General features: G+C 69.3%; 15 protein-coding genes. 6 read left to right on the top strand and 9 right to left on the bottom strand.

Translation table 11 applies throughout. The features are described from left to right. Nucleotide 1 precedes the first annotated feature (1 nt). Nucleotides 2-1,294 (top strand): MFS transporter, encoded by a 1,293-nt coding sequence (locus tag COA17_RS03255; protein ID WP_066489990.1) that lies wholly within the window; start codon nt 2-4, stop codon nt 1,292-1,294. A gap of 24 nt (nt 1,295-1,318) precedes the next feature. Here the strand turns inward: COA17_RS03255 and COA17_RS03250 are convergent, their stop codons facing one another. Further along, the gene (locus COA17_RS03250) at nt 1,319-1,507 is read right to left on the bottom strand and encodes a hypothetical protein (protein ID WP_066489992.1); all 189 of its coding nucleotides are present in this window, start codon (nt 1,505-1,507) and stop codon (nt 1,319-1,321) included. A gap of 112 nt (nt 1,508-1,619) precedes the next feature. Here COA17_RS03250 and COA17_RS03245 point away from each other — a divergent pair, with 112 nt between their 5' ends. Together COA17_RS03245 and COA17_RS03240 are read left to right on the top strand one after the other, a co-directional pair. Continuing rightward, nucleotides 1,620-2,144, top strand: a complete 525-nt coding sequence (locus COA17_RS03245; protein ID WP_070321530.1) for a gamma carbonic anhydrase family protein — start codon at nt 1,620-1,622, stop codon at nt 2,142-2,144. Nucleotides 2,145-2,218: 74 nt separating this feature from the next. Further along, nucleotides 2,219-3,187, top strand: a complete 969-nt coding sequence (locus COA17_RS03240; protein WP_066489908.1) for an NAD(P)H-dependent flavin oxidoreductase — start codon at nt 2,219-2,221, stop codon at nt 3,185-3,187. A 112-nt stretch (nt 3,188-3,299) separates the two neighbouring features. On the opposite strand, the gene COA17_RS03235 is transcribed toward COA17_RS03240, so the two are convergent. Together COA17_RS03235 and COA17_RS03230 are read right to left on the bottom strand one after the other, a co-directional pair. Next, a complete protein-coding gene (locus tag COA17_RS03235) occupies nt 3,300-3,761 on the bottom strand; it encodes a DUF1465 family protein (RefSeq protein WP_066489911.1) in 462 nt (153 codons plus the stop codon). A gap of 82 nt (nt 3,762-3,843) precedes the next feature. Next, nucleotides 3,844-4,062, bottom strand: a complete 219-nt coding sequence (locus tag COA17_RS03230) for a YdcH family protein (protein ID WP_231738897.1) — start codon at nt 4,060-4,062, stop codon at nt 3,844-3,846. A gap of 215 nt (nt 4,063-4,277) precedes the next feature. Between COA17_RS03230 and COA17_RS03225 the strand changes: the two genes are divergently transcribed. Then, nucleotides 4,278-4,436: a YdcH family protein gene (locus COA17_RS03225; protein ID WP_082740988.1), complete on the top strand. Its 159-nt coding sequence runs from the start codon at nt 4,278-4,280 to the stop codon at nt 4,434-4,436. Nucleotides 4,437-4,482: 46 nt separating this feature from the next. Here the strand turns inward: COA17_RS03225 and COA17_RS03220 are convergent, their stop codons facing one another. From COA17_RS03220 to COA17_RS03200, 5 genes are read right to left on the bottom strand one after another with little or no spacing between them, the layout of a single operon-like run. After that, the gene (locus COA17_RS03220; protein WP_217990985.1) at nt 4,483-5,016 is read right to left on the bottom strand and encodes a nucleotidyltransferase family protein; all 534 of its coding nucleotides are present in this window, start codon (nt 5,014-5,016) and stop codon (nt 4,483-4,485) included. A gap of 14 nt (nt 5,017-5,030) precedes the next feature. Then, nucleotides 5,031-6,443, bottom strand: coding sequence for a coniferyl aldehyde dehydrogenase (locus COA17_RS03215; protein WP_096610129.1), 1,413 nt, complete (start codon nt 6,441-6,443; stop codon nt 5,031-5,033). Nucleotides 6,444-6,481: 38 nt separating this feature from the next. Further along, on the bottom strand, nt 6,482-6,931 hold the full coding sequence (locus tag COA17_RS03210; protein WP_096610127.1) for a hypothetical protein: 450 nt from the start codon (nt 6,929-6,931) through the stop codon (nt 6,482-6,484). Next, nucleotides 6,928-7,680 (bottom strand): prepilin peptidase, encoded by a 753-nt coding sequence (locus COA17_RS03205; protein ID WP_245857376.1) that lies wholly within the window; start codon nt 7,678-7,680, stop codon nt 6,928-6,930. Before COA17_RS03205 ends, COA17_RS03210 begins: the two co-directional genes overlap by 4 nt. Further along, nucleotides 7,673-7,921, bottom strand: coding sequence for a hypothetical protein (locus COA17_RS03200; RefSeq protein ID WP_176484781.1), 249 nt, complete (start codon nt 7,919-7,921; stop codon nt 7,673-7,675). The genes COA17_RS03205 and COA17_RS03200 overlap by 8 nt, the downstream gene beginning before the upstream one ends. Before the next feature lie 125 nt (nt 7,922-8,046). Here COA17_RS03200 and COA17_RS03195 point away from each other — a divergent pair, with 125 nt between their 5' ends. Together COA17_RS03195 and COA17_RS03190 are read left to right on the top strand one after the other, a co-directional pair. Then, the gene (locus COA17_RS03195) at nt 8,047-9,234 is read left to right on the top strand and encodes a thiolase family protein (RefSeq protein ID WP_066488952.1); all 1,188 of its coding nucleotides are present in this window, start codon (nt 8,047-8,049) and stop codon (nt 9,232-9,234) included. Between the two features lie 193 nt (nt 9,235-9,427). Then, nucleotides 9,428-10,399 (top strand): glutathione S-transferase family protein, encoded by a 972-nt coding sequence (locus COA17_RS03190; protein WP_096610757.1) that lies wholly within the window; start codon nt 9,428-9,430, stop codon nt 10,397-10,399. Between the two features lie 7 nt (nt 10,400-10,406). Here COA17_RS03190 and COA17_RS03185 read toward each other — a convergent pair whose 3' ends face one another. After that, nucleotides 10,407-12,503 carry a prolyl oligopeptidase family serine peptidase gene (locus tag COA17_RS03185; protein ID WP_096610123.1) on the bottom strand — a complete coding sequence of 699 codons (2,097 nt, stop codon included), beginning with the start codon at nt 12,501-12,503 and terminating at the stop codon, nt 10,407-10,409. Nucleotides 12,504-12,542: the final 39 nt, after the last annotated feature.

Raw genomic sequence — 12,542 nt, 5'->3', positions numbered from 1 at the left:
CATGATCAATGCCCTCGGGCTCCTCAAGCGGCGCCGGTTCCTGCCGCTGTTCTCCACGCAGTTCCTCGGCGCCTTCAACGACAATCTGTTCAAGACCTCGATGGTGCTGTTCGCCACCTATGAGATCTTTGCCGACGAAACGCAGGAAAGCTTCTTCAACGCGCTCGCCGCGGCGCTGTTCATCGTGCCGTTCTTCCTGCTCTCCGCGCTCGCGGGGCAGCTGGCGGACAGCATGGACAAGGCGCGCATCATCCGCATCGTGAAGACGGCGGAGATCGCGATCATGGCGGTCGGCGCGGGCGGGCTGATGCTGGCGCGCACCGGCGCGGTCACCGCGCCACTGGTGCTGATGCTGGTCGCGGTGGTCGGGCTGGGGGTTCATTCGACCTTCTTCGGCCCGATCAAATACGCGATCCTGCCCCAGCATCTGGAGGAGGACGACGTGCTCGGCGGCACCGGCCTCGTCGAAGCGGGGACGTATCTGTCGATCCTGCTTGGCACGATCGTCGCCGGGTTCATCTATCATTCGACCACCCTGGTCGCCGCGCTCACCTTCGCGGTGGCGGTGACCGGCTGGCTGACCGCGCGCGCGGTCCCCCCCGCCCCGCGGCTGGGGCCGAAGCTGGAGCTGGACTGGAACCCGGTGCGCGCGTCGTGGCGGCTGGTGGCGGGGACGATGCACATCCCGCGGCTGTTCCTGGCGATCTGCGCGATCAGCTTCTTCTGGACGATCGGCTCGGTGCTCATCATCATCTTCCCGCCGCTGGTGAAGAACGTGCTGACCGCCGACGCCAGCGTCGCCAGCCTGGTGCTGGCGGTGTTCTCGATCGGCGTCGCGATCGGATCGGTCATCATCAATCTGCTGCTCAAGGGGCAGATTTCGGCGCGCTTCGCGCCGGCCTCGGTGATCGCGATGGGCGGGGCGGTGCTGGCGTTCCGCTGGACCGTCGGGCTGTGGACGCCCGCCGCCGACGGCCTGTACGACATGGCGCAGTTCATGGCGCAGCCGAATGCGTGGCTGGTGCTCGCCGCGCTGCTGGGGGTGGCGATCTTCGGCGGCATGTTCGTCGTGCCGCTCTACGCCTTCCTGACCACCACCGTGACCAAGGACCAGACCGCGCGCACCGTCGCGGCGAACAACGTGGTCAATGCGGGCGCGATGACGTTCGGCTCGCTCGCGGTCGCGGGGGTCACCGCGGCGGGGGTCACGCCGGGCGAGATGCTGCTGCTGGTGGTGGCGATGTGCGGCGTATCGGCGCTGATCGCGCAGCGCCTGCACCGCGCCTGCGACTGATCGCGGCGCGGCGCACGCGCGGGATTATGCAATCATCGTGTAGAAGCAGATGAAGAACGCCGCGAAGCTCAGGAAGAACAGCTTCCAGTCGTCCTCCCCGCGCTTCGCCCGCGCGATCGCCGCCGCTTCGTCCATCGATACGGGCATCGGCGGCAGCGACCGGCGAAACGGGTGGCGGGCGGCTTCGTTGGTGAGGACAAGGCGTCGCGTCATGGCAAGGTGTTAACGCGCCGCTAACCATTTTGGGTATCGATTTATTGACGATATGCCCGTCCCGGGCCGGGACGTCCGGGACGCGACCGGGATCAGGGGGAGGAACACGCCAATGCCGCTTTACGCCTTCAAGGACCATCGCCCCACCCGCCACCCCGATGCCTGGGTCGCCCCCAGCGCCGACGTGATCGGCGACGTGCGGCTGGCGGAGGGGGTCAGCGTCTGGTTCGGCGCGGTGATTCGCGGCGACAACACGCCGATCCCGATCGGCGCGCGCAGCAATGTTCAGGAAGGCGCGATGCTCCATTCCGATCCCGGCGCACCGCTGACCGTCGGCGAAGACTGCACGATCGGGCATCACGCCATCCTCCACGGCTGCACGATCGGCGACCGGGTGCTGATCGGCATGGGCGCGATCGTCCTCAACCGCGCGGTGATTCCCGACGATTGCATCGTCGGCGCCGGCGCGCTGGTGACGGAGGGAAAGACCTTTCCCCCGCGCAGCCTGATCGTCGGCAGCCCGGCGCGCGCGGTCCGGGAACTGGATGACGCTGCGGTCGCCGCGCTGAAGGTGTCGGCGGCGCACTACGTCGCCAACGGCCGCGCGGCCGCGGCGGGGCTGGAACGAATCGAATAACGGGTACGGTCGCCGCGGCCGGGCTCTGGCTCTGCCCCTTGCAACGTCGCGGCGCGTTCCACATAACCCGCGTTATGTCGATTCCTCCGATCCTCTCCCGCCTGCGCCTGCCGGTCATCGGCTCGCCGCTGTTCATCATCTCCGGCCCCGAACTGGTGATCGCGCAGTGCAAGGCGGGGATCGTCGGCTCTTTCCCCGCGCTCAACGCGCGGCCGCAGACGCTGCTCGACGAATGGCTGCACCGGATCACGGAGGAACTGGCCGCGCACAACCGCGCGCATCCCGATCGCCCGGCCGCGCCCTTCGCGGTGAACCAGATCGTTCATAAATCGAACGACCGGCTGGAACAGGACCTGGCCACCTGCGCCAAATGGCAGGTGCCGATCACCATCACCTCGCTGGGCGCGCGGGAGGAGGTGAACCGCGCGGCGCACGCATGGGGCGGGATCGTCCTGCACGACATCATCGACGACCGGTTCGCGCGCAAGGCGATCGAAAAGGGCGCCGACGGGCTGATCGCGGTCGCCGCGGGTGCGGGCGGCCATGCGGGGCGGCTGTCGCCGTTCGCGCTGATCCAGGAAATCCGCCAGTGGTTCGACGGCCCGCTGGCGCTGTCCGGGTCGATCGCGACCGGCGATGCGGTGCTGGCGGCGCAGGCGATGGGCGCCGATTTCGCCTATATCGGCAGCGCCTTCATCGCAACCGAGGAAGCCAATGCCGATGCCCGCTACAAGCAGGGGATCGTCGACGGGCGCGCCGCCGACATCGTCTATTCCGACCTGTTCACCGGGGTGCACGGCAATTACCTGCGCGGCTCGATCGTCGCGGCGGGGCTGGACCCGGACGATCTGCCCAAGGGCGATTACAAGACGATGGACTTCGGCACCGGCGACAATGGCGGGACGAAGGCGAAGGCGTGGCGCGACATCTGGGGATCGGGCCAGGGCATCGGCGCGGTGGAGGCGATCGAAACCGTCGCCACGCGCGTCGACCGCATGGAAGCGCAATACCGCGCCGCCCGCACCCGCATCGGCGCCGCCTGACCACACAGTCGGGCGAACGTCGTCCGGTCGCCGACCGCCCCCCTCGCCCCATCGAAGGCTGGGGCCTCCCGAAAGAGCGACCACCCCCGCCCCAGGGGCGAACGGCATGCCGTCAGAACGAGGTCGCCAGCCGGTCCAGCATCGATCGCGCGGGGCTTTCCATCGGCTCGTCCGCCACCTGCGCGGCGTCCAGTCGCTCGACGCGGCGGTGCAGGTCGATGCTGCCGGCCACCATCGCGCGCGCCTGTTCGGGCAGGGTCGCGACGATCGCCTCCTCGCTGACCGGCGCGGTGCCGAGCCGCCGCGCGCTGTCCTGCGCCTGCGCGGGGGTCAGTTCGCCCGCGATCACCGCACGCTGCGTCAGCAGCCAGGCGATGACATGCATCAGCCGCGTCGTCACCTTCAGCGATTCGCAACTGAACGCCACCCGGTCCATCGGCGACAGCGCCTCGCGCTCCGCACGGCCGCCTTCGTCGAAGTAGCTGCGCGCCTCGTCGGCCAGCACCATCGCCTCCACGTAGAAGGCGTCGATCAGGCGGATATGAAGGCGGGGATCGGTCAGCAGGTCGGCCATTCGCCCGCTCTGCCACGCGCCGCGCGCCGCTGCCAGAGCCGCCCGCGCGCGTTAACCGCGAATGCGTGCCACGGCGTGACGGTCACGCGATGATATCGGGAATCAGCTGATCCTCGATCTGCTGGATCTCGTCGCGCAGCTTCAGCTTGCGCTTCTTCAGCCGCATCAGCTGCAACTGGTCGGGGGCGCCCGACGCGCCCAGCGCGACGATCGCCGAATCGAGGTCGCGATGCTCCAGCCGCAGCAGGTTGAGCCGCGCCAGAATGTCCGTCCCGCCCTCGATCACGTCCACCGCAGCCACCCCCCAGTGCCCTGCACGCTCGTGGTGCGGGCAGCGGCTCCGCCCTTAGCGCAACGGCCGTGGCCGCTGCCATCCCTTTTACGCGCGGCGCAACCATGGTGGCTCGTCGCAGCATCGGCGCGGGCCGTCGCGGGCAAGGAAATGACACGCGACAATCCGCCGCGTTCGTGGTTCACTGATCGACCCTTGGTTCAACCACGAAGGAGGTAACTGCCATGCAGACCGCGCACATCACGGCCCTTGAGGCCAAGCATGCGTCGCTCGACCAGCGAATCGTCGCCGAGTCGCAGCGCCCCATGCCCGATACGGTGGCGATCGCGGAACTGAAGAAGCAGAAACTGAGGCTCAAGGAGGAGATCGCCTCCGCGCATTGACGCGGGCGATGCCACGGGTCCGGCGGGCGAACCGCCGGGCCTTTTCTCACGCCGCGACGATCCGCAACTGCGGATAACGCGCCAGCCACGCCTTCCCCGTCACCCGCGCATCGAAGATCGCGCGCTTCTCCACCGCGAAACGCGCCGTCGGCCGCACCAGCAGCGCGAACAGGTCGTCCAGACCGTACGGCGCGGCGACCTCCACCATCCCCGCCGAATCGATCCGCACCGCCACCGCGGTCGCGGTTTCCGGCCAGTGGCGCATCGCGTCGGCCACATCGCGATAGGGCGCGTCGCCGTTGCGCGCGTGCATCCGCGCCTGGTTCTTCACCGACCAGTCGACGCCCGGACAGGCCGCGCCCAGCGCCGCCTGCGCATCGGCGTCGCGCGCGGCGCCCTCGCCCGGCGCGTGCCACAGCACGTCGACATCGCCCGCAGGCGGCGCCGGCGCGCGATCGTGCAGCCGGTCCCACACCGCATCGCGCACGAACCCCGCGCCGATCCACGCGCCCGGCGGCCCGGCGTCGCGCACCGCGATCATCGCGCGGCACCGCCAGGCATCGCCCGCCAGCACCGCCACGACCCGCTCCGTCGTCAGAACTTCATCTGCCTGGCGATCGACGCCTGCGTCGCCTTGCCATAGGGCGGCTTCAGCCCGGCCAGCTTCATCACGTCGACCTTCGGCTGGCGATAGACCGACTTGGCGTGGCTGAACGTGCGGAACCCGTCCAGCCCGTGATAGCTGCCCATCCCCGATGGCCCGATCCCGCCGAACGGCAGGTCTTCCATCGACACGTGGAAGATCACGTCGTTGACCGTCGCCCCACCGGAAATGGTGCGGTCCAGCACGCGGCGTTCCTCGTCCTTGTCCTCACCGAAATAATAGACGGCAAGCGGCCGGTCGCGCGCATTGACCTGCGCGATCGCGCTGTCGACCCCGCCCGAATAGCGCCGGATCGGCAGCACCGGGCCGAAGATCTCTTCCTGCATCAGCGTCATGTCGTCGGTCACGTCGGTGACGATCGTCAGCGGCATCTTGCGGCTGTTCGACGCGCCGAAATCCTCGTTCGCGGGGTTCACGACGTCGATCGTCGCGCCCTTCGCGCGCGCATCCTCGATCCAGTCGGTCAGCCGCTGGTGATGCCGGTCGTTGATGACGGAGGTATAGTCCGGGTTCGACAGCAATGTCGGGTACATCGCGGTCGCCGCCTGCTTCAGCCCCGCGACCACCGCGCCTTCCTGCGCCTCGGGCACCAGCATGTAGTCGGGCGCGAGGCAGATCTGCCCGGCGTTCAGCATCTTGCCGGTCGCGACGCGCGTGGTGGTGCGCGCGATATCGGCGCTCTGCCCGACGATCACCGGGGACTTGCCGCCCAGTTCCAGCGTCACCGGCACCAGATGGTCGGCGGCGGCGTGCAGGATGTGCTTGGCGATCCCGGTCGCGCCGGTGAAGATCAGGTGATCGAACGGCAACTCGGCAAACGCCTTGCCCACATCCGGCCCGCCCGACACGAACGCCAGCTCGTCGGCGGCGAAATATTTCGGCGCCACGTCCTCGAACAGCGCGCTGGTCACCGGCGTGAACTCGCTGGTCTTCACCATCGCGCGATTGCCCGCGGCGAAGATGCCCGCCAGCGGCGACATCACCAGGTTCACCGGGAAATTCCACGGCGCGATCACGCCCACCACGCCCTTGGGCTGGTATTCGACCCGCGCCTTCGCGCCCAGCAGCCCCAGTGGAAACTCCACCTTGCGCCGTTCGGGCCGCGCCCACCGGTCGAGATGCTTCATCGCATGGCGGATCGGCGCGATCGACCCGCCGATATCGGTGACCATCGACTGTTCGCGGCTGCGGTGCCCGAAATCCTCGCTCAGCGCGTCGCAGAAGCGCGCGGCATTCTCGGCGATCATCGTCGCCGCGCGCCGCAACCGGTCCTTGCGCACCGACAATGGCTCGGGCAGCGCCGCCATGAACGCCCCGCGCTGTGTCTCCAGAATGTCCCTCATGCCCCGCTCCTCCGTTTATCGTTGTTGGTCGTCCGGTCCTATGTGCGGCACCCCAGCAGCCCGGCCAGCGGCATCGCGATCGAATCCTGCCCGGCGCGGTCCAGCCGCAGCGTCGCGATCGGCACCGCCGCCCCGGCGGTCAGCGTCGCGCGCTGCTCGATCGTCAGCGTCAGCGTCGCGGTCACCCCGCCCGCGGCATAGGTGGCGGCCGGTGTCAGCCCCAGCGTCGCATTGCCCTCCGCGCCGGTGCGCGGCAGATCGGTGACGCGCCCGTCCAGCATCAGCCGCAGCGATCCCGGATCGGCGGTCGCCACCACCGCCAGCGCGCGAGTCTGCCCGGTGGAGAACAGATAGGCCGCGCACCCCCTGGCCGGCAGGTCCTGCGCCGGCAGCACGCCCAGCGGCAGGCCGTCGATCGAGGGCGCAGCGGGAACGGCAGGCGCCGTCGCCTGCATCCCCGCCAGCAAGATCGCAGCCCGCATCGTCATCCCGCCGATCCTATCATGACGATCCATGCCGGGTAAGCCGCCACCGCCATCAATGTGCCCAGCGGCAGCGCATCGTCGGCCGCCATCGTCCGGCCGCGCCAGTGCTGGAACGCGATCCACCCCAGCCCGACCAGCCCCGCGATCACCAGCACCGCCGGCAGCAATCGCCAGCCCAGCCACAGGCCGATCGCGCCGAACAACTTGGGGTCGCCCCCGCCCATCCCCTCGCGCCCGCGCCAGCGCCGGTATCCCGCCGCCACCAGCCACAGCAGCGCGAAGCCGCCGACGCCGCCGATCAGCCGGTCGGGCCAGTCGGGCGCGACCCACCACGCGCTCGCCACCCCGCCGATCGCCAACGCTGCGGTCAGTTCGTCGGGCAGCCAGAAATCATGCGCGTCCATCACCGCCAGCGTCAGCAGCAGCCAGCCGAACAGCGCCCCCGCCGCCCCGGCGACGCCCGGCGCGGCATAACCCGCCGCGATCCCCGCCAGCGCGCACCCCGCCTCGATCAGCGGGTGGCGCGGGTCGATCGGCGCACTGCACGCGCCGCACCGCCCGCGCGCCGCGGCCCAGCTCAGCATCGGCACCAGATCGCGCGCGGTCAGCACCCGCCCGCACCCGTCGCAGGCGGATCGCCCGCGCGCGACGCTGCGCTCCATCGGCCAACGCACCGCGATCGTCGCCAGGAAGCTCCCGGCGATCGCCCCCAACAGTCCCAGCGCTGCGGCCCAGATGATCGCGTCAGTCACGTCGCCGGATAAGATAGCGATAGACGCCGAAGCTGTTGACCCCCAGCAGCACCGCATTTTGCACGCCCAGCGGATGATCCCCCGACAGCACCGCCCCGCTGATCCACGCCATCGAGGAGGTGACGAACAGCGCCATCCCCCACCCGGTCACGCGCCGCCCCGAATCGAGCGAGACCATGAAGGCCGCGATCGTGCCGCTGATCGCGGCATACCATTTGAGCGTCAGCAGCAACGTTTCCACCCGTCCGCGCTACGCGACCGCGCCGGCACCGCCTATGACGCCGATCAAGCGCGCTGCGCACGGGGATTTGTCATGCCGCCCGCGACGTCTTATGTGCAGCGCAACATTCAGAGAGAGGAAGCATCATGGCCACCGATCCCGTCGTCATCCTGTCCTATGCGCGCACCCCGATGGGCGGGATGCAGGGCGCGCTGGCCGATGTGGCCGCGACCGATCTGGGCGCCACGGCGGTGAAGGCCGCGGTCGAGCGTGCCGGGATCGACGGCGCCGATGTCGAGCGCCTCTACATGGGCTGCGTGCTGCCTGCCGGCCTGGGTCAGGCGCCCGCGCGCCAGGCCGCGATCAAGGCCGGGCTGCCCAAGTCGGTGCAGGCGACCACCGTCAACAAGGTGTGCGGTTCGGGGATGCAGACCGTCATCATGGGCGCGGAGGCGATCGCCGCCGGCTCGGCCGACGTCATCGTCGCGGGCGGCATGGAAAGCATGACCAACGCGCCGTACATCCTCAAGAAGCATCGCTCGGGCGCGCGGATCGGCCATGACACCGCCTATGACCATATGTTCCTCGACGGGCTGGAGGACGCCTATGAGGCCGGCCGCGCGATGGGCACCTTCGCGCAGGAAACCGCCAACGAATATCAGCTGACCCGCCAGGCGCAGGACGAGTATGCGCTCGAATCGCTGCGCCGCGCGAAGGACGCGATCGCCACCGGCGCGTTCGCGGACGAAATCGTCGCCGTCACCGTCGCGACGCGCAAGGGCGACGTGACCGTCGACACCGACGAACAGCCCGGCAAGGGCCTGCCCGACAAGATCCCGACGCTCAAGCCCGCCTTCGCCAAGGACGGGACGATCACCGCCGCGACCAGCTCGTCGATCTCCGACGGCGCCGCCGCCCTGGTGCTGGCGCGCGAAAGCGTCGCCGCGGCCAAGGGGCAGAAGCCGGTCGCGCGGATCGTCGCGCACGCCGCCCATGCGCAGGAACCCGCCGCTTTCACCACCGCCCCCGTCGGCGCGATCCAGTCGCTGCTGAAGAAGGCCGGCTGGTCGATCGACGATGTCGACCTGTTCGAGATCAACGAGGCGTTCGCCTGCGTCGCGATGTTCGCGATGCGCGACCTGGGCATCCCGCACGACAAGATCAACGTCCATGGCGGCGCGACCGCGCTCGGCCATCCGATCGGCGCGTCCGGCGCGCGCATCGTCACCACGCTGATCGCCGCGCTGAAGCGCCACGGCAAGAAGCGCGGCGTCGCCTCGCTGTGCATCGGCGGCGGCGAGGCCACCGCGCTGGCGATCGAACTGGTCGACTGATCGCGAGCGGGGGGCACGGGATACCCGTCGCCCCCCCCTCATCCGCAAACATCTCAGCAATAGCCACCGTGCTCCCGCGCAGGCAGGAGCATTAGCTGGCACAGTCGATCCGCGCGACGTTCGCTTGGGCTGCCACTACCGCGGGATACCGGGGCGCGCTCGATCGTATGCCCTTCATCGACGGGAGCGCATGATGGGCAAGATGATCGACGGCGTATGGCACGCCGGCAAGGTGACCGAGGACAGCAAGGACGGCAGCTTCCAGCGGCAGGATGCGGGTTTCCGCGACTGGATCACCGCCGACGGCGCACCGGGGCCGGACGGTCAGGCCGGGCGCCCGGCCGCGGCGGGGCGCTATCACCTCTACGTCAGCTATGCCTGTCCGTGGGCGCATCGGGCGCTGGTGGTCCGCGCGCTCAAGCGGCTGGAGCCGCTGATCGACGTGTCGGTGGTCGATCCGGTGATGCTGGACGACGGCTGGACCTTCGCCACCGGCAATGGCGGCACCGGCGATCCGCTGCATGGCGCCGATTTCCTGTGGCAGCTCTACGCCCGCGCCCGTCCCGGCTATACCGGCAAGGTCACGGTGCCGGTGCTGTGGGACCGAGAGACCGGTACGATCGTCAGCAACGAATCGGCGGAGATCATCCGCATGATGAACACCGCCTTCGATCATCTCAGCGCCGCGCCGGGCGACTTCTACCCCGCGGCGCTGCGGGCGGAGATCGATGCGGTCAACGCGCCCGTCTATGACGAGGTCAACAACGGCGTCTACAAGGCCGGTTTCGCGACGACGCAGGACGCTTACGAAGCCGCCGCGACCCCGCTTTTCGCGCGTCTGGACGCGCTCGACTCGCGACTCACCGACGCGGATTGGCTCGTCGGGGGGGTCCTGACCGAAGCGGATATCCGCCTTTTCACGACATTGGTGCGCTTCGACGCGGTCTATCACGGTCATTTCAAGTGCAACAAGCGCCGGATTCAGGACTTTCCCGCGCTTGAACGTCATCTCGAACGCCTGCTGACCCTGCCCGAGGTCGCCGCCACCGTGCATCTCGACCACATCAGGACGCATTATTACGCCAGCCACCGCGATCTGAACCCGCACGGTATCGTGCCGATCGGCCCCGATCTGCCGTGGTCGGGGCTGGTAAAGGGGGCCTGACGCCCCCTTATTTGCCCATCAGTTCGCGGCGCAGGAACGCGTCCAGCAGCGCCGCACGCCGCGCGTCCTCGGCATGATCCGCGCCCACGGAATGCCCGCCCTCCAGATATTCGTGGAAATAAACGCGGTTTCCGTTGGCTTTCAGCAGCGCCGCCAGCTTGCGCGCGTGCCCCGGATGCACCCGGTCGTCCTTGGTCGACAGGTAGAACAGCACCGGCGGATACCGCACCCCCGCCTTCACGTTCTGATAGGGCGAATATTTGCGGATGAATGCCCAGTCGGCGGGCTTGTCCGGGTCGCCATATTCGTCGATCCACGACGCACCCGCCGACAGATGCGTGTACGTCTTCATGTCCTCCAGCGGCGATCCGGCGATCACCGCACCGTACAGATCGGGGCGCTGCTGCATCGCCACGCCGACCAGCAGGCCGCCGTTCGAGCGCCCCGAAATGCCGATCTTCCCCTTCGCCGACACGCCGGTTTTCACCAGATCCTCGGCGACGGCATGAAGGTCGTCGAACACGTTCTGCCGCTTCTCGCGCAGCCCCGCCTGGTGCCAGCGCGGGCCATATTCCCCCCCGCCACGCAGGTTCGCCAGCACATAGGCGCCACCCTGCTCGACCCAGAACAGCCCCAGCGGCCCCGCGCGATACGGCTGGTCGGTCAGATAGGTCGGCGTCTGCGCGTTCTTGAACCCGCCGTAAGCGTGGATCAGCGCCGGCGCCGGCCGCGCCGCGCCCTTCTTCGTCACCAGGAAATAGGGCACGCGCGTCCCGTCGCGCGACGTCGCGAACCGCTGCACGACATCGAACTGCGCCGCATCGAACCGCGCCGGCAACGCCTGCACCGCGCACGGCGCGGCGCCCCGTTCCACCGCATAGAGCGTCGGCGGGGTCAGCATCCCTTCCACCGTCGCGAACGCGATGTCCTGCCGCCCCGCGGCCGCCGCCAGATGCACCGTGCTGTTCGCAGGTAGCGCCACCGGCGCCGACGTCCACCTGCCGTCATCACCGCGCGACAGCGCCACCAGCCGCCCCTGCACGTCGTCCAGCAGCTTCACCCACAGCACATGGTCGCTCGCCGACACCTCCTCGATCGCCTGTCGCGCGTTCGGCGCCAGCACCAGTTCCGGCGCGGGCGTGCGCCCCTGCGCCAGATCGACCAGCGAATAGGCGACCAGCGCCCCCGCCGGGATGCGCCCCGATGCGCGGTTCAGCTTCACGATCACGCGCCCGTCGATCACGTCCTGCAGGTCGCTTCCCGCCGGCGCCGGCAGCTTGGCCAGCCCGCCACCCGGCAGCAGCAGGCGATATTCATGCTCGAAGAAGGTCCGCCCGACGTCGACGAACGACCAGCGCCGCGCGCCATCGGCGTATCCCCAGACGTCGGCCTCGACGATACTGGCCGGCGCCTCGAACACCGTCGTCGCCTGCGCCAGCGGGGTGCCGCGCCGCCAGACCTTGACGATCCGCGGGTAACCCGACGTCGTCAGCGATCCCGCGCCCCAGTCGGTCGCGACCAGCAACGTGTCGCGATCGATCCAGGTCGCGCGGCTCTTCGCCTCCGGCAGGACGAAGCCGCCGTCGACGAACCGCCCGCTCGCCAGATCGAACTCGCGCACCACCTGCGCATCCGTCCCGCCGGGGCTGAGCCGCACCAGGCAGCGCGCATAATCGGGCGCCAGGCAGCTGGCGCCATGCCACACCCAGCTTTGGCCTTCCCGGCGGCCTAGCGCATCGACGTCGATCACCGTCCGCCACTGCGGCTCGCCCGCCAGATAGCCGGACAGGTCGGCGATCCGCCACAGCCCGCGTGGGTTGGTCGCATCGCGCCACAGGTTGACGACGCGGTCGCCCAGCACCTCGTCGGGCATCGCGATCTGCGCCTCGTCGTCGAGGATCGCCCGTGCGCGCTGCACATCGCTGGCGTAGCGCGGGTCCCTGGTCAGCGCCGCCTCGGTCTCGGCGTTCCACGCCTTCACCTGTCCCAGCGCCCGCGCACCCTCGATATCCTCCAGCCAGGCATAGGGGTCGGCGACCGGTGCGGCGGCGATGGTCATCAGCGGGGCGAGCGGCAACATGGTTGCGGCGAGGAAACGTTTCATGCCTTTATGCGTAGCTTCGGCAACGAATGCCCACAAGTT

It is taken from the genome of Sphingomonas ginsenosidimutans (genome assembly GCF_002374835.1).
Taxonomy (GTDB): Bacteria; Pseudomonadota; Alphaproteobacteria; order Sphingomonadales; family Sphingomonadaceae; genus Sphingomonas; species Sphingomonas ginsenosidimutans.
This window is presented reverse-complemented; position numbering and strand designations above follow the sequence as displayed.